The 21430-nt window shown below is 55.1% G+C and carries 14 protein-coding genes; 7 read left to right on the plus strand and 7 right to left on the minus strand.

Going from position 1 to position 21430, the window contains the following annotated elements:
• Positions 1-5 precede the first annotated feature (5 nt).
• Genes Q1A07_RS12450 through Q1A07_RS12460 form a run of 3 tightly spaced genes read right to left on the minus strand, consistent with a single transcriptional unit; the run spans position 6 to position 4526 of the window.
• Complete coding sequence (locus tag Q1A07_RS12450) at positions 6-944, minus strand: ABC transporter permease (protein WP_299781137.1); 939 nt, start codon at positions 942-944, stop codon at positions 6-8.
• An 18-nt stretch (positions 945-962) separates the two neighbouring features.
• Entirely contained in the window at positions 963-2525 is a 1563-nt protein-coding gene (locus Q1A07_RS12455; RefSeq protein WP_299781139.1) for an ABC transporter substrate-binding protein, read from the minus strand.
• A 21-nt stretch (positions 2526-2546) separates the two neighbouring features.
• Complete coding sequence (locus Q1A07_RS12460; protein ID WP_299781141.1) at positions 2547-4526, minus strand: CocE/NonD family hydrolase; 1980 nt, start codon at positions 4524-4526, stop codon at positions 2547-2549.
• Positions 4527-4636: 110 nt separating this feature from the next.
• Between Q1A07_RS12460 and Q1A07_RS12465 the strand changes: the two genes are divergently transcribed.
• From Q1A07_RS12465 to Q1A07_RS12480, 4 genes are all read left to right on the plus strand, one after another.
• Positions 4637-5428: a helix-turn-helix transcriptional regulator gene (locus Q1A07_RS12465; protein ID WP_299781143.1), complete on the plus strand. Its 792-nt coding sequence runs from the start codon at positions 4637-4639 to the stop codon at positions 5426-5428.
• Positions 5429-5880: 452 nt separating this feature from the next.
• Complete coding sequence (locus Q1A07_RS12470) at positions 5881-8592, plus strand: hypothetical protein (RefSeq protein ID WP_299781145.1); 2712 nt, start codon at positions 5881-5883, stop codon at positions 8590-8592.
• A gap of 892 nt (positions 8593-9484) precedes the next feature.
• Complete coding sequence (locus tag Q1A07_RS12475; RefSeq protein ID WP_299781147.1) at positions 9485-10369, plus strand: LysR family transcriptional regulator; 885 nt, start codon at positions 9485-9487, stop codon at positions 10367-10369.
• A 196-nt stretch (positions 10370-10565) separates the two neighbouring features.
• Positions 10566-10997 (plus strand): YHS domain-containing (seleno)protein, encoded by a 432-nt coding sequence (locus Q1A07_RS12480; RefSeq protein ID WP_299781149.1) that lies wholly within the window; start codon positions 10566-10568, stop codon positions 10995-10997.
• A 579-nt stretch (positions 10998-11576) separates the two neighbouring features.
• Here the strand turns inward: Q1A07_RS12480 and Q1A07_RS12485 are convergent.
• Positions 11577-12866 (minus strand): HAMP domain-containing sensor histidine kinase, encoded by a 1290-nt coding sequence (locus Q1A07_RS12485; protein WP_299781151.1) that lies wholly within the window; start codon positions 12864-12866, stop codon positions 11577-11579.
• 308 nt (positions 12867-13174) lie between these two features.
• Here Q1A07_RS12485 and Q1A07_RS12490 point away from each other — a divergent pair, with 308 nt between their 5' ends.
• Entirely contained in the window at positions 13175-13609 is a 435-nt protein-coding gene (locus Q1A07_RS12490) for a YHS domain-containing (seleno)protein (RefSeq protein ID WP_366944094.1), read from the plus strand.
• 497 nt (positions 13610-14106) lie between these two features.
• Here Q1A07_RS12490 and Q1A07_RS12495 read toward each other — a convergent pair whose 3' ends face one another.
• Positions 14107-14832 (minus strand): LuxR C-terminal-related transcriptional regulator, encoded by a 726-nt coding sequence (locus tag Q1A07_RS12495; RefSeq protein ID WP_299781155.1) that lies wholly within the window; start codon positions 14830-14832, stop codon positions 14107-14109.
• 220 nt (positions 14833-15052) lie between these two features.
• Between Q1A07_RS12495 and Q1A07_RS12500 the strand changes: the two genes are divergently transcribed.
• On the plus strand, positions 15053-16018 hold the full coding sequence (locus Q1A07_RS12500) for a hypothetical protein (RefSeq protein ID WP_299781157.1): 966 nt from the start codon (positions 15053-15055) through the stop codon (positions 16016-16018).
• A 47-nt stretch (positions 16019-16065) separates the two neighbouring features.
• On the opposite strand, the gene Q1A07_RS12505 is transcribed toward Q1A07_RS12500, so the two are convergent.
• Both Q1A07_RS12505 and Q1A07_RS12510 read right to left on the minus strand, forming a co-directional pair.
• Entirely contained in the window at positions 16066-19137 is a 3072-nt protein-coding gene (locus Q1A07_RS12505) for an efflux RND transporter permease subunit (RefSeq protein WP_299781159.1), read from the minus strand.
• A 2-nt stretch (positions 19138-19139) separates the two neighbouring features.
• A complete protein-coding gene (locus tag Q1A07_RS12510) occupies positions 19140-20246 on the minus strand; it encodes an efflux RND transporter periplasmic adaptor subunit (protein WP_299781161.1) in 1107 nt (368 codons plus the stop codon).
• 126 nt (positions 20247-20372) lie between these two features.
• Between Q1A07_RS12510 and Q1A07_RS12515 the strand changes: the two genes are divergently transcribed.
• Complete coding sequence (locus Q1A07_RS12515) at positions 20373-21080, plus strand: TetR/AcrR family transcriptional regulator (protein WP_299781162.1); 708 nt, start codon at positions 20373-20375, stop codon at positions 21078-21080.
• Positions 21081-21430 lie beyond the last annotated feature (350 nt).

Raw genomic sequence — 21430 nt, forward strand, 5'->3', positions numbered from 1 at the left:
CTCCCTTATGTGGCCGTCCGCGCGCGCGGATCTAGTAGTGCATTGATCAGATCGGCCAATGCGGTTGAGACGACGAACAGCCCGGTGGACACCAGCACTGCGCCCATCACGATGGGATAGTTTCGGGTGGTGATACTGTCGATTACCAGCTTGCCCAGACCGGGGCGGGCAAAGACGATTTCGGTGAATACGGCGGAACTGAGCAGGAAGCCCATGCCCACACCGATCACGGTGACCACCGGCAGGATCGCGATGCGCAATGCGTAGACGCTGATGATGCGGCGCTCGCTCAGTCCAAAAGCGCGGGCGGTGCGGATGTGGCTTTCACCCATGACCTCCAGCATGGAGGCCCGCACGAGGCGGGCGATATAGCCTACCCAACTGAGCCCGATGGCGAAGGAGGGCAATACAAGGTGCCAGGCCGTATCCCAGAACCCTTCGCCGACGCCGATGGCCGGGAACCATTGCAACTGCACCGCAAAGATTAGCAGCGACAACAGAGCGACCACAAAGGCGGGCGCCGCGATGCAGCTAACCGAAAGCGTCGCTGTGACGCGGTCAATCCATGTGTTGGGGTGGGCCGCCGCATAGCAGCCCAATGCGATACCCAGAATGGCCGACCATGCGATGGCTGAGAAGATCAGCTTGAGCGTGTGCGGCAGTTGTTCAAAGACAATCTCGGAGACAGCGCGCCCCGAGAACACATCAACGCCAAGATCACCGCGCAGAAGCCCTCCGAAAAACAGCAGCAACTGTTTGGGGATCGACTGGTCCAGCGCCATTTCCGCGATCAGACGTTCCTTGAGTTCAGGGGTGGCCCGTGGCCCCAGCATGATCGACACCGGATCACCAGGGACCGCACGGATCATCAGGAACATGATGGTGACAGCCACTACAAGGATGAGCGCCGCAAGGGCGAAACGTTTGAGAGTGAATTTCAACATTGCGACGCTCCTGTTTGTTTACGCTTTGCCAAAGTCACGCAGCAGCATCAGACCATCAGGCCGCAGGCCCGGAGTGATGCGCGCTGAATGAACCACCGGCGTGGCTTCGTGGGTGATAAAGCGGTAGGCCCCGCTTTCTTCCATCAGGTCCTGCGCGCGGCGATACATCTCGCCACGGGCCTCAAGATCGGTTTCCTGCGAGGCCATGGCGTGGATCTTGTCAAACTCTTCGTTGCTGAAGCGTTCCCAGTTCCAGATGCCCGCCTGTTCGGTGATGAACCATGCTGTCGCATAGGATGGGTCGGGCGCCATGGAGAACCGGTTGAGTACAAGCTGCAGGTCGTCGTTGTCTCCGCTGGACCAGAACGCGCCGGATTCCAGCAGGTTGATCTCGACCGTGATGCCAATGGAGGCCAGCGTGGCCTGAATGACTTGCGCGGCGGTGGTGAACTCGTTCTTGTTCAGCACATCCAACATCAGGGTGACATTGGTTTCCCCGGATTCCGCCAGCAGTTCCGCCGCCTTCGCGAAGTCCGCCGCCGGTGGCACAAGGCTGGCAGGGCGGTTGCCCGCAAGGCCCGGCGCAACGATGCCGGTGGAGGGTTCAACCGCGCCGAAGTACGCCGCCTGAAGGATCGACGGCACGTCAATCGCATGCTGAATGGCCTGACGCAGCTTTTGGTTCTGCAGCTTTGGGTGATCCAGGTTCATGCCCAGCCAGACGTAGAACAGCGATGGGTTTTCCACCAATGTCCCGCCGTTCGGGACGTCTGAACGATACCGCTCAACCGAACCGAGCGACACGCGGGTCAGATCAATCTCGCCTGAATCGAATGCGATTTCAGCGGTGCTTTCATCGTCAATCGGCAGGATTTCGATGGTATCCCATACAGGTGCTTCACCCTTCCAATCCGGGTTGCGCGACAGGACTGTCTTTTCCTTGGCGGCCCAGCTGGTGCGCAGATAGGGGCCGGATTCGGCCACGGGATCAACGCCGATGCGGCCACCGGCAGCTTCGGTTGCGGCTTTGGATACGATGTTGCCCGTGATATAGGGCAGCGCGATGGTCCAGAGCGGAGCAAAGGGATCGTTCAGCACGATCGTGCCTTCACGCTCTCCGGTGACCTCAACATGGCTGAGTGGTCCCATGTCGGGTTTGTTGGGCGATTCAGTGGCGTCTGCGATGATGCGTTCGAACGAGAATTTCACGTCCTCTGCCGTCATCGCGCCGTGACCATTGGTGAACCCGATGTCATCGCGCAGGGCGAATTTGATGTGGGTTGGGTCGGCCTGTTCGATCATCGCTGCGGCGTCCAGTTTCCAGCCCCATTCGGTGCCGGGCGTGTACTGAATCAGCTTGTTGTAGACGGCGGCGTGGATGGTCTCGTCAACGACACCAACGCTATGTGCGGGGTCCATGGTGCTGAGATCGCCGTAGTTGCGCACCCGCAAAACGCCATCGGATTGCGCCATTGCGCGTCCGGCGAAGCCCATGGGCAGCGCGGCGGCGGCCCCCAGTGCGGTGGCCCCTTTCAGGAAACCACGTCTTCCGACGGGTGCCTTTTTCCATTCAATTCTCATCTCGTTTCTCCTTTGAGTTGCTCATAGATGTCCGCGGGGAATGGTTTGCGACCATTCCTTTGTCAGAACCTCGCTTCGGGTAGCGCCCTCTGTGGCGCGCAGCTTGCGATGCACGTAGAAATTTTGCGCATCGCAGGTCATGGTGTTTTCGGTGTCGATTTCGACCTGCCAGCCCTCGCGTCTGAACGCGAAATTCCAAGCCGATTGAAAATTGGCCGTGGCCGGGTCGTATGGATGAATGGCGTAACGGGTCGTGACGTGGCTCCCGACCTCCATCCCGTGATCGGGATCGCGCGTCGCGCCAAAATCGTCAAAGGTTTCCTGAACTATGGTGCCATCCGCTTGGGTAACCGTTGACGCCTTGGCATCGGCGGCGCGCAAAGTTTCACTATGAGACGTTAGCCCCGGTTGCGGCGCGCCCGGTGCACAGGGGTCAATCTCATCCGTGACAGACCGCACAGGCAGCGCAAGCGCACATTCAGCCAACTCAAGGTTGATTGTTGTTTGTGTAGGGGCGGGCCAGACAATCGGCCAATAGCTGTTGGACAGCGCAAGCCGCAGCTTGTGACCGGCGCGCAGATGGTGCGCACATTCGTTCAGGGCAAATTCCACCTCGTAGCGTTGGCCCGGCACCAGTGCTTCTGGCCGGTCATGCCCGGCGTGATGGGTCAGATTGAAGGCGCGGTAGCTGATCCTTTGCGACACGCCACCCGGGGACACGTCACACAGCCGCGCAACAATCTGGGCGGCAGGCTTGTCGACAGTAATCGAAAGCTTAAGCACCGCACGGCCCAGTAGTTCCATCGGGGTATCCAGCGGTAGATCAAAGCAAACCGAGAGCGCGTCATCGCCGCTCTGATCACCAGCAAGCTCATTGTCGATGCGCATGCCGGGACAGAACACGCCGCTCGCCCGACCGACATGAGCCGGTGTCGAGACATCTAGCTGCCCGTCATCGGGTGCCGCTGCCAATCCGTCCTGACCCAGCCAAACGGTTTTGGGCGCGACATGCGCGGACGGCCAGACTTGTTCCGCAATCCAGCGCCCCTTGCGCGGTTTGTTGGTCTGGGTGGGGTCAAAATGCTCCTGCATGAAGACGCGGTAGTCGGGCAGATCCTCTGCGCCGTTTTCCTCGCCCTTGAGCCAGCGGTCGAACCAGCCCAGAACCTCGGAATGGAAGTCCGACGCGCCCAGCTTTGACATATGGGCATAGCGGTGCTCCCATGGTCCCAAAAGTGCCTTGGCAGGGCCGTTCAGATTTGCGGCCAGTTGGGACGGCGCATTCACATAGGCGTCCGCCCAGCCGGTGGTGGCCAGCACCGGCACCTTGATCCGCGCATACTCCTCGCAGACCGAACCATGTTTCCAGAACCCATCCCGGCTTGGATGGGCCAGCCAGTCGGCGGCCATGAACGGCAGGTTTTCCATCCGTTCGAGCCAGACCTCGCGCCAATCGCTGCGCAGCAATGGGTCGGGCGGACGCGATTGATAGGCAAACATCTGGCCCGCCCAATTGGCGTTGTCGCTCAGCAGGCACCCGCCCATGAAATGGATGTCGTCGGCATAGCGATCCGTGGTTGAAGCCACGCTGACCACGGCCTTCAATGCGGGGGGCTGCCGATATGCCAATTGCAGGCTGTTGAACCCGCCCCATGAAATGCCGATCATGCCAATATTGGCATCGCACCAATCCTGGGCTGCGATCCAGGCCAGCACGGCTTCGCCGTCGCTCAACTCCTGCTCGGAATATTCATCATCGAATACTCCGTCTGAGTCGCCGGTTCCGGCAATGTCGACCCGCACGCAGGCATAGCCCGCCGCAGCGAATATCCCATGGGTCGTCTGATCACGCGGCGCGGTGACGTCGCGCTTCCGATAGGGCAGGTATTCAAGGATGGCAGGAAACGGACCAGGGCCCGCAGGAACCCAGATGCGCGCCGCCAGACGTCGCCCGTCCGGCAATACGATCCATTCGTTTTCTATTACAGTGATGTGTGTCACATGGCCCCCAAAGATACGAAAGTCTGAGCTGGAACACTGGGCCATGACAATTAATCGAGATTACGCTAATCTTAGCGAAATTGTACGATGTTGCGTAAGGTCGCTTATAAATGAACCAAGAACGCTCTGAGTTTTCCAAAAATCTCCGCTACATCTGCGCTGAGCGCGTGTCGGTCGCGCAGGTGTGCCGCGAAATTGGAATCAATCCGCAGCAGTTCAATCGATACTTGTCTGGGGCGGGCATGCCATCGGCGCATAACCTGCGCCGGATTTGCCTGTACTTTGATGTCGACGAACAGGACTTGCTGACCGACAACAAGACATTCAGGGCGTTGCGTGGACAATTGAACAAAGATGCATCACCGCAACGCAAAGATCCCTTTGCGAACGCGTTTCCCGGCGATCTTGCCCGGTTGCGGGGTTTTGTGGGGGCCTATCACATCCATTTCCTGTCACCATCCTGGCAAGGAAACGTGATGATCGGGGCAACATTTCTGGATGAACAAGACGGGCAAATCATGACCCGCACCATTGAGCGCGGCCTCGGGCCGGAACGGGAACTGCTTCAGCGCACCAGATATGATGGTAAGGCAAGCTATCACGGAAGCCGGATATTTCTTGTTGAGTTTGAACGCGATCAGGACGGGTCCCTGACCGAGATGATCCTGTATCCCTCGCACCGGCAACAGCGCACCTATTTGCGCGGCATGACGATGGGCATATCCTGGCGGCCCCGTCGCATGCCCTATTCCGCGCGTGTCATCTGGAAGCGCGCGGAAGCCACTTCTATGGCGAGCGAAATTCTCGCAAAATGTGGCGTATATCGGATAGACGATAAAGCCATTGATCCCACCGTGCGCAACTTTCTACTCGAAAAGTCGGGCCTTACGGGAGAGGAGTAGCGGACCTTTCCCATGAATAAAGGAGCAATGTTGGCTTCTGATATTTCAAGGCCCGTTCTTTATGCCTCGCAACCTATAGGCGTTTTGACTGTTGGGCGAGTTTTGCCACCTCAATCGTTGCCGGATGCGTCCGCGCAAGCAACACTACCGCGATCCAGTCAACGGATTCGCAATCGATGTTAGGCTCAACGGGCACCCCAATGTCCGTATTTTGCAGTTCCCTGTTGTTTGTGCACGATGCAGCATCACGCACTATGGGCTCGGAGCTGCCATCGTAACACACGCAGCATTGAACCATGAGTCGGAAGAACGGGCGGCGGACACCGGACTTTCCTGCCGTTGCCACTCACGGAACGAACGGCCGCATTTGCACGCTTTGCGACAGCAGCGAAAAACAGTAAGGGGTTCGCGTTAATTTCAGTATAGTCAAATTGAATTGCTGAGGACATCTTATGAATGGCGACCGAAGCACTACAAAGGCTAAGGCAGATATTCACGGCTATGATGTTCCAACGACGCCGACTGTCGACGGAGACTCGTTCCGGCAGGAGTTTGTCGACACAATAGAGCATGTGTACGGCCCGCTGCTAGTTTCCGTCATCTTTGCGCTATTTTTAGGACTGGCAGACCAAGCCCATGAGATTATGTTGGGACTAGCAAGTGATATCGCGCTTACGCTAAGTTCTCCTAACGATCTGGTGTTGGTTGTCGTTTTTGTAGCGCTTGCGACGGTTATTGTCCCTCTGCTGGCAGGGCTAATCAGCGACCTTCAAACGCAGCGGCTTGTCCTCTTTGCTTTTGGCGGCGCGTTGACTTTTTTTGTACTTTTGATGTTGTCCCTAAACTATGACATCACACGACCGGGTCTGTGGATCAGCGTCGCGGAACGATACGGCACGGAGGTTCCCGCTGATCTGAAGGATATGCAGCAGCGCGCAGTTTCTCTTGGGTTGCCGCTGCAGATTGTCCTCAGCATCGTGTCCTTTTTCTTTGTTCCTATTGCGTTGTTTCAATCCACCGCATTAGCGCTTCGTAGTTTACGCAGTCCGGGCTGGCGGCAATCAGCGCCCAAGCCGGTGCGCCTCACGCCCAACGCCGCCAATATTGATGGTGGGCTGCTCTACATGGTCGGGCGGCTGCCAATTTTCGGCGCATTTGTCGGCTTGCTGAGTACCGCACTCGGAGAGGAGGCGGGACTGCGGGAGGCTGTTATTCTTATTGGCCTTGCTGCCTTTTGCCTTCTGGCATTCTTCGCGTTCAGGACCAAATCCGTTACTTTGGATAGTATCATTGAGACAGCCGGTATACCGCAAGGGCTTGGCTCAGTCCGTGCCCTGGAGGCAACTTTCTTTCTGCGGGCTGCTCCCTTCGGGAATGGCATCGCGTTTGGGTATGTCTTAATCTGGCTGTGCGAGTTTATCCCTTTTTTTCATGCAGGCGATATCGCCGCGGAACTCGTTGGCCCGATCACCATCACATCCTTCTTCGCAATTGGGTCCTGTTTCATTCTGGCCTACCTGACGGTCTTATCCAAGCGGATCCCGGGGCACTTTCCGCTCACTGTGTGTATCCTCCTAGTCGGGCTTATCGGGTCGGGTTGGGTGTCTGCGCTGGTAGCTGCACTTGCGTTCGCTGGAGGCGGCTTTCTATTGGGTCGGATTGCTCCAGGTAGGCTCGTTACTCGGAGGCTACTGTTTGTAGTCGGGCTGTTGGCTGCATCGGCTGGACTGTATCAGGCGATGTCTCATAATTGTCCGACGCTGACAGGGTGCCACATTGTTCAAGGGGTCGCCCCCACACCAAATGCTGTGGCCGCTTCACATCAATCGGTTCCGGCCGCCTTTTCAGCTTGGTTAACCACCCATGATCAAGAACCAGAGCGGGTGCGGTTGATTGCCTCCCCAGGGGGTGGTCTTTTTACGGCCTATTTCGCGGCTATGGATCTGGCAAAACGCGCAGATGATTTCGAGAATCCGGGTTTTGCTGCGTCCGTTTTTGCCGTTAGCGGGGTGTCGGGTGGGTCCGTTGGGGCGACTACCTTTTGGGCTATTCGCAAAAGCGGAGCTTGCCGGGAAGCTACGCCCGGAACGGCTTGTTTTGCGAAAACGACACATGAAATCCTTGGCCGTGACTATTTGTCCGCCGTTTTGGATGACCTTCTTTTTCAGGACAACTTCGACGGGTTCTTTCCTCTATCCGCGATCTGGTCGAAACCAACCGACCGTGGCGCAACACTCCAAGACCGCTTGAGCGATGCTATTACGCGTTCGACGCATTTGACGTCACGCATTTCGCAGTCTGAGGCCGGGGCATTCGATCTAGAGAACTTTAGTTTTTCTGAGTACTTGGACCTGATCCGTATCATCAACTCGCGGCGCACAGAACGCAATCAACTACTTTCTCTTGGCTTGCGGGAAAGCTGGGACGGAGATGCGAGCACGCCTTTGCTGTTCTTCAACACGACTGATCTAACGACTGGAGAGCGGGTGATCCACTCGCCACTGACTGCATTTCTACCTCGGAACTCTGCTCGCAACGGGTTACCGGATACGCGTGTGTCCATAGCCAGCAGCAGCGGTCACAACCGCGATCTTTCGGTAGGGGATGCGACGGTCATTTCAGCACGGTTTCCCATAGTCTCGCCTCCGGCGCGCTATCACCTATGCACTGATCCCGCTTGCCACCACACGTCGTTGCGGCAGGTTGCGGATGGGGGGTATTTCGACAATACGGGGCTTGAAACGATTTCCGATATTCTCACGGCGATGGAGAGTGACCCGGAAATTGCAGGACGTAACATCGTTGTTGAAGTTCTGGCTTATGATGTGCGGACTGACCCGGAACCCGAAGCGCTCTCAGGAACGCTGAGTGCGCCGCTCAAAGGCGTTGTCCGGGCGACCAACCAGCGACGGAACCTTACGGTTAGTCGGTTCTGCGAACGCTGGGTACATCGCAATCCTGGTCTGCAGGTTGAGCCCCGTGTGGTAGCGTTGGATCTAACTAAAAAGGGCCTTTCCGCTTCACAGGAAAAAATCGACGGGCTTGCCCGCATTAATTTCACGGTAAGTTGGCGTCTTGCCCAATCGACCTTTTTAGCCATTGATGCGCTGACGTATCCTTATGGTGGAGAGGACCAGCCTCTTTGCGGGCCCAATGCACGGTGAAGGCCCCCTGCGGCTCCCTGACTGCGGGCTCCCATTCCCCAGACGCTCTAGTTTGTTTAGGTTTTTGCACCAACTGCTGCTTGAAATTGGGAGTGCGACCACTGTTGGTGTTGGGTTCAATGAATTCGCTGATCGACTGACTTTGCGCCTGTAGCGAATGTCTGATCTGATTAAGCTGCGCCGCGGCACCTGACGATGGACTAAAGGTCGCGTTTCTCCTGTCATCAGATTGAGAAACCTCAATCTTCAGACAGGTTTGGCAGCTCTCAAAACGCGGCCAGATCTGGTATCACTCGAAACACTCACGACAAGCGCCATTGCCGTGCGAGCGGCTTAGTCCATGGGCCGTTCTCGTCGATGCGATCTGAGCCGATCCCCAATGATGCCGCGCCGCATCCGATGTCTGCAGAGAGCTCAATTCCGCTATTGCTATTTTCCCTGCGTGCGCATCCAGCAAAAGAAATGTTACGTAGGCGACAGCTTTAGTGCCGCCGCGCAGCGAGAGAACCGGTCATTTGGAGAGGGATAACCTAGCTTGACAGAAGGGGGTCACTGCTGAGCGGCTTCACATGACCATGCCCACGAAGGTCATGGGAATCAAGGCGCTGTATAGAAGGCCAAACACGTCCAGGCGGAAACCAGTCCGAAAAAACTTTCCCAATCTGCTTCGAAAGCTGGCCATGATGACCTTAGTCTGACGCAGAACTTGGGGCGTGATTAGATGCACTTCTGCCCGATAAAATTTGGATTTTTTCCCACCATAATCGCGATCTTACATCCCGAATACAGACAGCGATGGTTATGGCTTCAATAAACATTCTGCATGTTACTTCCGGAATTTGTGGGATCATATACAAGCACTGACTGGAAGCAAGAAGCCAAGAGGGCACCTATGGAATTGCATCAGATCAAGTACTTCATGGCGATGTCCCGCGAACTAAACTTCACCCGTGCTGCCGAGCGCTGTGGGATTACCCAACCTGCGATGACGAGAGCGATTCACAAACTCGAGAAAAATCTTGGTGGCCCGTTGTTCAGACGAGAAGGCCGACTGACTCATCTGACGGAATTGGGTCGCATCGTGCATCCAAGGTTCGAAGATATCCTGGCCCTCACCGAGATTGCGCAGGAAGAAGCCTTGGATTTTGCAAAGCTTCAGAAAGCGAAGCTTGATCTGGGGTGTATGTGCACAATTGCGCCCGCGTGCCTTATCAGCCTGATCGAAGTATTCGCGACGAACGCCCCGCAACTCAATTTGATCATCCATGACGGGCCTGGCCGGGAGGTTGCCCATAAATTACTCAATGGCGAACTTGATGCCGCGATTACCGCTTTACCGACTATTCCCGACGAATTTTCAGCCCATCGGCTGTTTCAAGAACGCTATGTCGTCGCGTTTCCGAGAAATCACCGATTTCGTGAAATGGATGAGGTGCCGGTCGCAGAACTTTCAGGCGAACAGTATCTTAATCGAATAAATTGCGAGTATTTGGATATCTTTCACGCAGCTGGATTTGAGGGCGGCATTGATACAGATGATCGTTTCGAAACTGAGCATGAATCTTGGGTGCAGGCCATGGTTGTTGCTGGACTTGGTTGCGCAATCATGCCTGAAGGCCTCGCTCAGAGACCCGAAATGCACACACGGCCACTTGTAGATCCACAGGTCTATCGGACGATCTCCATCGTGACGAGACGCGGCCGGAAACATGCGCCGGCCACTGATTTTTTTGTCCGCCTGTGCAAGAAGCACCAGTGGCGAAACCCGCCTTTCTAATAGTTTTTTTGGCTGGTGAATTATCATGTCCAAAGGTCATAGAAGCGCGCATAACTGCGTATTTCAACCGCACGAAAGATCTTCAAAAGTCATGACAAAAGCCATCGATCTTGTGATGTGTCTTATCATCTAAGTTGTTATAGAAATTAGATTATCCGCACGTGCGGACATCTAAACAGATTGGAGAAATCACCTCATGAAAAAACTATTGGCGGTATGGGCGTTCGTTGTTGGCATTGCCCTTCTCACACTGCCGGCACAGGCGGGAAATCAGCTCGCTGTCGGTTTGAGTGGATATGATGCTGTATCCTTTCACGAAGGAACACCAACAGTCGGCGAGGCACGCGTCAACCATTTCTGGAACGGCGCAATCTGGTATTTTGCTACAACTGAAAATCGGGATAAATTCGCTGAAAATCCGGCGAACTATGCCCCTGCATATGACGGTTATTGCTCTTGGGCGGCGAGCCAGGGGTACAAAGCGCCGGGTGATCCGAATTTCTGGCAGATTGTCGATGGGACGCTTTATGTTCAAGTGCACCAACGTGCCCAGGAGTTGTGGCAGGCCGACATTCCGGCACATATCGTCTCAGGTGATGAAAACTGGCCCCGAATTCATCCGTTTTGAACCAGACGGACAACGGAAAGTATGGGAACTGTCGTACAGATGGTTCCCAAACACTCACCTAGTAACTGTTGCAACGTCTGAAGAGAATAATCAGGTTTAAGCGACTACAATTTGTGGAATTTGATTGCAAATCCTTCGCAGCTTCACTGTGTAATCCGCGTAAAAGCAGCGCAACCGATAGGCTTTCTCCTAAGTTAAGTGATTGTCTTGAACGGATATGATTTCACGCTCGATTGCTATATCATTTTGTTTGGCGCCTAGAAAATCATCTTGTGTTCGGGACCAATCAATTTCCACTTCTTTGATGCTCTCGCACAAGCTCGCGGGCTCTGTCCGCACAATCTGTAGGATGGTCCGGCAAACACTCCCTGGCACGACCCCGATAAACGGCTGATGTTTCTGTATATTCTCCGTCATCATCCTGAAGTAGACGGGTTCTGACTTGAAACGTCGCACCACTTTCAAAGCCACCTTGGAGGGTCTCGCTGGTATTCGTTTCGTGAATAATTTCTGCACAACCACAAAGCAGTATCGGGGTGGCAATCAGGAGTTTTCTTGTCAACATCTGCTCCGCCTTGTCTATGTTAGAGAATGGAAGCGGTCCGGAATAACGATGCTGAACGATGCGCCACATCCAATCCCCTCGCTGGTCACAGCTACGCGTCCGTCATGAGCCTCCGCAATGGCTTTGACACTGGCGAGCCCCATGCCGGTGCTACTCTCGCTTCCGGTTGGTTTAGCTGAAAGCGTCTGGAAGTCTTGGAAGGCACGAGCGCAATCCTCGCGCGACAGACCCTGTCCCGTATCGGCAACTTCCAGGATGGTTTCACCACGCTGGTCAACCCGCACCTCTAGCGTCGCTGATCCACCGGGGTGCGTATATTTGATCGCATTGGTTACGAGATTATCGATGGCCGAAAACAAGAGGGCTTCGTCAAATGCCGCGCGCAAAGACTGCGGTGCGCGAAACAGCAATGAGATTGACTTTTTCTTGGCGTCACACTTGTTCGCCTCCAGTACAGAACGCGCAATCTCCACAATATCGCCTGACTTTATCTTTGGCTTCATCATCCTGCATTCGGAGCGCACACGATCCAAAGTAGCGTCGATCTGTTCGGACATCCGCTCGACATTGCGGTTGATCTTTTCGCAAGCCCGGATCGTTTTTGCGGTGCTGTCAGGGGTATCGCGTAGCATAAAGGCCTGCGCTAGTTCTGCTTGCGCGGATATTGTGCTGAGCGGGCCGCGTAGATCGTGCGCAATCAGACCAACCAGTCGCGTCTTGAAAAGATTTGCATCATGTGCAGCCCTATACAGAGTCTGGAGGCGATCAGTTTGAAACTGCAAATCGCCGATCATTCTCTGGCGTTCGTCTTCATAGTCGATGCGCTGCAACTCTACTTCAGCACGCTTCGCAAAAACACGTAGGATGGAGGCGGCGGCTTCACTGTTTCCGAGCTTGGTCGCTGAAACCACCATCAGGTGGCCAGACACGTGCCCAGCTGAAGATCTAAGAGGTACTCCAACATAACTCTCAAGGCCATCTTCACCCGGAAAAAGGGCTGCAAGGTCACACGGAATTACCACCTCTCTACCTTGAAAGACGGCTGCGCATGGAGTGTGCTCGAGCTTGTAAGAAACATCGGACCGAAACCCGCCGTTGTCCCATGCAAAAATGGTTCGTACTCGGTTGATAGGGTCGCCTTCGCCACGCGTGACCGCGACAAACTCCGCATCCAGTGTATCGTTCAGAGCACGGACAAGCCGCTCAATGAAGACTTCTCCAAACTCCCCTGCGATGGCTTCGTAAAGGCTTCGAAACAGGTCGAAATCGAACTTCTGATTTTCAGAATTGTCCGTATCTAGCATGCGCAATCCCCATACTTTTCCTATGAGATTACACCTAGTGGCCAACTGGCAACTATCTAGTTACCTAAAGTAATCGCTTTCATGCCTAACGTTCATATATTGCTTGGCATTCTATTCATCTGAAACGGCCTAGTGCACCTCGCAGAAGCAAACCATCCTAGTGACTCGGCCTTGAAACCAAGTATGCAGATAACGTTCAAATGACAACTTTGTTTGGGCTGTAGTATCGGCACAAGAGTCCACTAAATCATAATCTGAATTCAGCAATTATTCCGGAGTTTTCTATGCATGTTACTAAACGTTCATTCTTGACCTTTGCCGCGGCACTGCCTGCCTTTACAGTTCTTTCGTCGGCGGCTTTTGCGACGACACCTGCTGTCTATGCCAACGATGGGATTGCCATCGACGGCACCGACGCCGTCGCATATTTCACCGAAGGCCGCCCGGTTGCTGGCAAGCCAACGCTGACGCATGTGTGGAAGGGTGTCACCTGGCAGTTTTCGACTGAGGAGAACCGCGCAGCTTTTGCGGCCAACCCGGACTCCTACGCGCCGCAATACGGCGGATACTGCGCCTATGCGATCAGCGAAGGCTATACTGCATCAACCACCCCGACCGCGTGGAAAATCGTTGATGGCAAGCTCTATTTGAACTATTCGCGTCGCATCCAACGTCGATGGGAGCGGGATATTCCCGGACGAATTTCTTCGGCAGATGCGAACTGGCCTTCGGTGCTGGAGTAAGCGTTGATGTCGCCGGGATCGGCGCGCTGCAATCGCAAATGTTCTGTGCACCCGGGGATGCCGGTGTGCAGAAAGATGGATTGCTCACCTCTTACCCTTTCATGCTAAGCGCGCCAAGCGTCCATCGTCTTTCCATTCAATCGTGCGGATTCTCGAAACTCTCTGAGCAATTTGTCCAACAACATGAAGGAACACCCAATCGTGAAACGTATCCTGTTCCTGGCCGGCGCGCACACTGCCATGCTCGCTAGCGGCTTTGTCCTTCGCGTCTATCTGTTGCCATCCTGACAACACCGCCATCACCGGATTCCGTCGTGCTCACACAAAGCACCGAGGGGGCTTTGCTCACGGCCGAGTTCGCCGAAGACCTGCGTGACAACTACCCGCCGCATTGGGGCGATGGCAAAGTTGATGACATGATTTGGCATTCCAAACAGGATAAATTGCAAACTGACCCAAATGGGATACCTCACTACTCAGGGATATCCCGAAAGGCTTCAGTGTTTGGGTATCGCTCCGTATGCCATTGCTTTGAAGATCGCCTCAGCTGAAGTTCGAGAGCGCAATTTGGTGCGCGCAGACTGCAAGCGCATTTCAACCGCACGTTGTGATAGGTCGATTAGCAGTGAAATCTCAGCCGCTGTTTTGCCGCCCGCAACCAACGTGAGTGCCTCTATTTCTTTTGATGTAAGGCTGAGTTCTTTTGCCAGTTGCCCTCCTTTGATCATCTCAGCATGAAAACCTGAAGCAAGCTCTTGTAGAAAACCATTGTGCATCACGGATCTCGGTGTGTCAGCACCAACGAAATGATTTAGGGCGGCATAGCCCACTAATTCGCGAGTATTAACTGGACAGATCCAGCCTATGCGTGCACCTGCCGAGATTAGCAGGTCTCCGAAACTTCGACGAGAGTCTCCCCGCTTGTGCATGACTTTGCTGATCGCCAGCATGTCATAGGACTTAACTTCTGTAAAATTCTCCAGGTTGGTTGCAATTACATCCGATGCCGATCCGCCCATAGCTTGAAATGCCTTGAGGAGTCCTGGTCCCCCGGTTGAAGACATAACGCAATCGTTCCGGCTTCGCGCCTTTAAGCTAGCGAAAAATCCATAGATGAGGATGTGTGTACATCCTAGCCGCATGCGGTCTCGCAGCTCGAACAGGCACTCTTCGAGCGTTTCCTGCTCTGCAGAAATTTCACGCAAGAGATCAGCGGCTTTCATACCCTTGTTAGACTACCATGAGTACAATTCGGAATCCAACATAGCAAAGACTTCGGAATTCCGAAGAGGCTGGGAGGTCCGACCCGGGCTGTATGGTAAGCTCTGACTCAAATCTCAGAGTATATGCTTTATGAATGGATCAAGAATGACTCGGAACTTCGATTTGAGAGGTCGTAGAAGCGTAATCCTTGGCGGTACAAGCCTGTTTGCGCTCACTTCGATGGGGCTGCCAGTGTACTCCGGACCCTCCGCGCCCGAAGATATCGAATTTGCACCAATTTCCCTCATAGATGGTGAACCTGCAGTCACCCAACCGGGTCCCGGCGGATTCTTGGGAAGTTCCGGCGCCTTTTCAATGCAAGACCTCGGAAATGAGCTTCAGGACTGGGGTGGGATCGTCTTGGGAGTCGGACTTGCGATTTTGGGTATCGGCATTTCCGTATTGGGCGTTGGTGTTAGCTTAATCTCGACCGGTCCGACAGGTATTGGCCTTGCCGCATCTATCAGTGGGATGGTCGGGGGAGGTGCACTAGCATTTGAGGGATTTGTTGTCGCTTTGCTCGGCGCCGGGATGTTCGCTGTCGGCAAAGGAATCCAGTACTTTTGGAGCGATCCGCCTCGGCTGGACTACAAAAGGTTTTCAATCCCATTATTGAATGTCGACCAAATAAAGGGCGATACGACCGTTGCCACGGCCGCAGACGGCGCAATCGAAGGCATGTTGTTGGCATTTTCCGACATCCATTGCGCGCTCGCCGAAATGGAGTATTGGCAAGGTTCGCAACTCTCCGGCGACGATGAGTGGATGAAGCGACATGATCGCGACTTCCGACTACTTATCGAGCGTGCTCGTACCTCATTAGGGGCACTCACCAAGAAATCGAATGAAGTCGTAACCGAGCTTACGCAGGCACTTTCGGGAGAACGTGATCTTGCCAGCAAGATGGACATTGAGTTCGAACGTCTTGATCGGGCAGTAAAACTAAGAGCTTCTGAGGAAGTTTTTGATCGCTTAGCATCCGTACTGAAAGATCATTGCTCGGAAGTATGGTATCTAACACACGCCAAGGATGCTTTTTTTTCTGCCGTACGTGGCAATCCTAGGCGGGCTGCGAGACCAGTTGAAACTCTCCTTAGGCGCGCAAAGGAATTTCAGCGATTGCCAGAACTTGCTGCAAAAATCTGATCCTCGACGGGCAATGTGCCGGAAAGTACACGACATAAGCGCATCGGTTAGGTTGATGGTTGTGGTTGCGTTGGACGCTTCTGCAGCTCGCGCCTGAATAACAAGCGATAGACTGGCGGCACGAAGAAGAGGGTTAGGGGCGACGCAAGGAGAAGCCCGCCCAGCATGAGTGTCGCCATCGGCTCGAACAAGGACCCGCCGTTCAAAGCCATGGGCACCAGCCCGAGAACTGTGGTCAGGGAGGCGAGCATTACGGGCGTTACACGCTTCTTGGCAGCAATCACGATGGCGTCGTCGAGGCTGTGGGTCCGTTTTTCGATGTCGATCTGGTCGATCAACACGATAGCGTTGTTGATGATGATACCCATTAGGGACAACAGACCCAGGATGGCGAAGAACGACAGCGGCCTTCCGGCAACGGACAGTGCCAGCGGTGCGCCCACGACGATGAGCGGGATTGTCATGAAAGTCAGGGTCACACGACGGGCTGAGTTGAACTGGAAGGTCAGCGCGGCCAGCATGACGGCCAACGCAAACGGAACACCGGCGGCAAGTTTTCCGCGAATTTCCGCGCCTTGTTCGCTTTCACCTGCAATCGTCACTTTGTAGTCCTGTGATAGGTCGAGCGATGCAAGTGTTGGCGCAAGGATGTCTTCGACCTGTGTGGCGCCGAGCGTTTCGCTTTTGCCCGAAATGGTGATCATGCGCTCCTGGTTCTCTCGACGGATTTGCGCGTATTCCAGCTTGGGTCGGAATTCCGCGACTTGGTTCAGCGAGATCAGCCCGCCGTTGGCAGGTACTGAAAGATTAGCGAGATCTTCCAAGCTGTCGCGGAAAGAGCTTTGCGCCCGCGCCACAATGGGGATCGCGTCAGTCCCTTCGCGGAAAGTCGAATAGGTCGAGCCGTTAAAAAACGTATCCATCACGCGCGAGATATCCTGCGAGGTGATCCCGAGTTCGCGCGCCTTGTCCTGCGCGACATCAATGATGATCTTGACGGTTTTGTTGCCCCAATCATCCTCGTTTCGAACAAGGTTGGGCACGCCTGAAAATCCCGCCTTCACCTTTTCTGCCGCAGCCAAAAGCACCTCCGCATCAGGTCCGGTGATCTCGATCTCAACAATACCGGACTCGTTGCCACCCATGGATAGCCGCGTCAGCCGCGCCCGTGCAGCTGGGAAATTCTCGGCAATGTAGCGCCGGGCGCGTTTTTCCATTGCGACCGCACCTTCGGGGCTTTCAGTGTTCACCACAAAGAAGGCGCTTGCAGGATCTGCTTCTGCCGGGTCCAAGCCCAGATAGAAACGCGGACCACCATCACCGACATAGATCGTGGTGTCCCTGATCTCGGGGTTAGCCGTTGTGTCCAGCAGCCATTGTTCAACAGCAAGCGCCTGCGCCCGTGTTTCCTCAATCGCGGTCCCCTTGGGCATGTCGAGGTAGACGAGGAAATCGGACCGCTGGCTCAGCGGGAACAGTTCGGCTTTCAGTTGCGAAAACACTGTTGCGGCGCCGAAAACCAGCCCATAGCAGACGACAATGATAGGCAGGCCAAAGGGCAGCAACCTGCGCGTGACCGTGCCATAGACGCGGACCATGACCCCTTCAGCCTCGGCATTTTTCTGCTTTTTCTTCTTTGGCGTTACCAGACGTGCCGCGAGGAAGGGCAAGATGTAATGCGCCACGAGCCACGAGCCCGTCAGCATCGAGGCCACCACCGATCCCATGGCGAAGGCAAACTGACCCTCGGTGCCGTCAAGGATCAACATCGGAATGAAGGCTGCGATGGTGGTCAGTGAGGCAACTGCCAATGGAATGAAGAACTGCCCGCAAGAGGCAATGGCCGCATCATGGGGCGTCATCCCCTTGTCAACTTTTGTCTGTATGTCTTCAACGACCACCAGACCATTGTCGACCAACAGCCCAAGGGAGATGATCACCGCCGCGATGGAGACCTGTTGAATATCGATGCCCATGTTGATCATGACCAACAGCGCGAACATCACGGTGAAGGGCACGATGCTGGCAATAATAAGCGCGGGCCGGAGTCCAAGAAAGATCATCATCACCGCAAAAACGACCGTAAAGGTCTGCCCTACATTGGAGAGTGCGGCGTTTACTGCCACCGTGACATTTGTCTCCTGAAAGGTCGAAACATTGTAGCTGATGCCAATTGGTTGCTGTCCCTCAAGCTCGGTGATGCGTTTTTTCAGGACACGCCCGAGCTGCTGGATGTCGCGGTCGTTCGCCATCTCGACCGTGACCATCAAAGCAGGCTGGGTGTTGAAGTAGACCGGCTTTTCTGGCGGGTCCACAAAGCCCCGCCGCACAGTCATGATATCCTTGAGCCGCACGAACCCGTTGAGGCCTGGGACCTTGGTCAGAACATCTTCAATCTCGTCGATGGTTCTGAGATCACCGTTCGCCTCCATCGTGATGTTGGTGCCCGCTGAATTCAACTCGCCCGCGGGCAAGATGACGTTCTGTGCCTGCAAGTCCCCGAGAACACGTTCCAACTGAACACCGACGGCAGCCAGACGGCGCGTGTCAATCTCCAGCCAGATCCGCTCTTCCTGTTCGCCGTAGATCGATACTTTGGTCACGCCGTCTACCGTGTAGAGCCCGGTGCGCAGGTCGTCGGCTGCGTCAAAAATCTCGGCGTAGGTGAAATCTTCACCCGTCACAGCAATCGTTGCGATGGCCACATCGCCGAAGTTCGTGTTCACCAAGGGGCCAAGCGTGCCTTGGGGCAATTCTCCGGCGCTGTCGCCCATCTTATTGCGAATATCCTGAAAAACCTGCTCCAGCATGTCTTCGGGCACGGCATCATAGATATGCAGCTTCAGAACGGCTGCTCCGGTCAGGACGCGGGTTTCGATATCTTCAACTTCTCCTATCTCGCGCGCGGCACGCTCCAGAGGAACGGCGATGAGGTCCTCGACACGTTCGGGCGCCATGCCGGGAAATTCGGCTGCGACAATGGCCGTGCGCACAGTGATGGCTGGGTTCTCCCGCTTGGGGATCCCGATATACGTCAGGGTCCCCATCAGCAGCAGGCCGATCATGACAAGAATGGTGAGGCGGGACTTTTCGAGCCCGAAACGCGTCAACTGCTCCATGTCTACTCGCTGCTATCCAGAAGCTTGACCTGCATGCCCTCACGAAGGAAGGACACACCTGCCGACGCGACAAGATCACCAGGCTCCAGCCCCTCAACAACGATAACTGCGTTTTCGCGGATGCCCCCGATACCTATTTCACGTTCGGCGACCGTTTCAGTCTCAGGATCATAGACATAGACCCGGGCGATCCCCGGACCGTCCGGGCGATCGGACTGCACGCCGATCTGTCCTTTCTTGAGGATCGCGCTCAGCGGCAGAGTGAACCCGCGATCAGCGGGCAGCGGAAGCTCGATGGAGGCCTCAACCGCCATACCCGCCTTCAGGACCGGGTCTGTCTCTTTCAAGCTCAAGACGACCGGGAAGCTGGATACCGCATCAGCACGTGCGCCCAATTCACTGACGACAGCCTCTAGTGCTACAGAAGGCAGGTCAGCCAAGCGCACAGAAGCAGGAGTGCCGACCACCAACTGGGATGCGGTGTCGAAATTGACGCTGAAAGAGATTTCGAACGCGTCCGGAGAATAGAGCGAGACCATGGGAACACCCGGCGATACCGTGCTGAAACTCACGGCCTCTACCGAATTGATGATCCCATCCACCGGGGAGGCGATGGATGTCTTTTCCAAAGTCTCGCGGGCACTGTCCCTTGCCTTCGTGGCCTGTTCTAAACGCGCCTCGCTCGCAACGGCTTCGGTTCGTGCGTTGTCGAGAACAACCTTTGTCGTCGTTCCCTGTTCAAACAGTTTCTCCTGTCGCGCCAGATTGTCGGCTGCATTGTTCCGCGCGGCTTCGGCCTCCCTGATTCCGGCTTCGGCATTGTCCAACTGAATCTGGAACGCAGTCGTATCGAGGTTCAACAGCACCTCACCTTGCGCGACGCGTTGGCCGACCTCAAGTGTGACGCTTTCGAGTTTCCCGGCCACTTCAAAGGATAGCGTATTCAGGGAGGTGGGTTCGAGAACAGCCGGGAAGCGGCGCACGGTGGAGTCCTTTGAATCTGCAACCAGGTGCGTCTTTAGTCCGCGAATTGGCGGTGCTCCCGCTTGTTCTTCTTCTTTGCAGGCGCCAAGGGCCATCAAAACCGAAACGAGTAAAAAAATGCGCATTGATGGCGTCCGTCTTTTTGTGCACGGCTCCGTTCAGAGGTCGGCACGGGGGTATCCGTTGGAGGCTCAGTGACCTTCGAGTCATAAAATGACCAATTGGTCATTAATTGACCGATGGGTCATCAAGTGTCAACGCTTGCCGAGACGCAGTGGATTGTGCATCTCTTTCTGACGCGAATGCTGAGCCGGGGGAGAACGGAACTGGAAGAACTGCCTAAAGTAACCAAGGCTTTGACGCGGTCACAGCAAAGGCGGCACGATGACATTGTTCACGCCGCGCTTAAGATCTTTGATCGAGACGGTTTTGAAGCAGCGAAGATGGCAGACATCGCCGACGAAGCCGGTGTCGCAAAGGGCACATTGTATCTGTATTTTGACACCAAGGCCGATCTGATGGAGGGTGTCATCGTGTCCACCATCCTACCTGCGCTTCAGAAGATCGGCGACGCAGCAGACGCCGATGTTGGTTCCGCGCGGGAGCGTCTGGCGCGACAGATGCGGATTGCCGCCAGGCGTATGGCCTCACCCGAAATGGCAATTCTTCTCCGACACATGATTTCAGGCGGTCGCCAACATCAGCCCGTTGTCAGATTTTACTACGAGAAAGTTGTCCAACTGGGTACCGAACACATAAAAGCCACGTTGGATCATGGCGTGAAGACCGGTGAGTTCCGTGAGACCGTGAAGGACATCGATCCGCTCGTCTTTGTAGGCGCTCCGATTTACACCAGCGTTTGGAATATCCTATTTGACGACCTGCAAACCTTAGACGCTGACAAACTGATCGACGACTATCTGGACACTGTCACTTTTGGATTGCTTGCGGAAAGATAGCCGGTCGAATTCCTGGATGTCCGCATCCGGATCGCACCGGCCTTGTACGGTATGATTGCGCAGAATAGGGCGACTTGTTTGCCACCTCCGGATTGGATTGTCGCGCCGCTCTTACCGTAGAGGTACTTTTTGCCGCTGTCGCAAACCGCGCAAAGCGGACCTTAACAAAAAACGCAACGAAAGCTCGGTTTGTGCGCAACCTGTGAATTTGCCCCAGCTTGATCGGTGGACGAATGGCGGCTTTTCCATCACAGGTGGCATCAGATTTTTTGCTCGTGCAGTATTTTTGAAGCTGCGAGCGCACGCAGCGCGAAAACCGAATTCATAGGTTGGGCTCTCTGCGGTAATCT

It is taken from the genome of uncultured Roseobacter sp. (genome assembly GCF_947492555.1).
Lineage (GTDB): Bacteria > Pseudomonadota > Alphaproteobacteria > Rhodobacterales > Rhodobacteraceae > Roseobacter.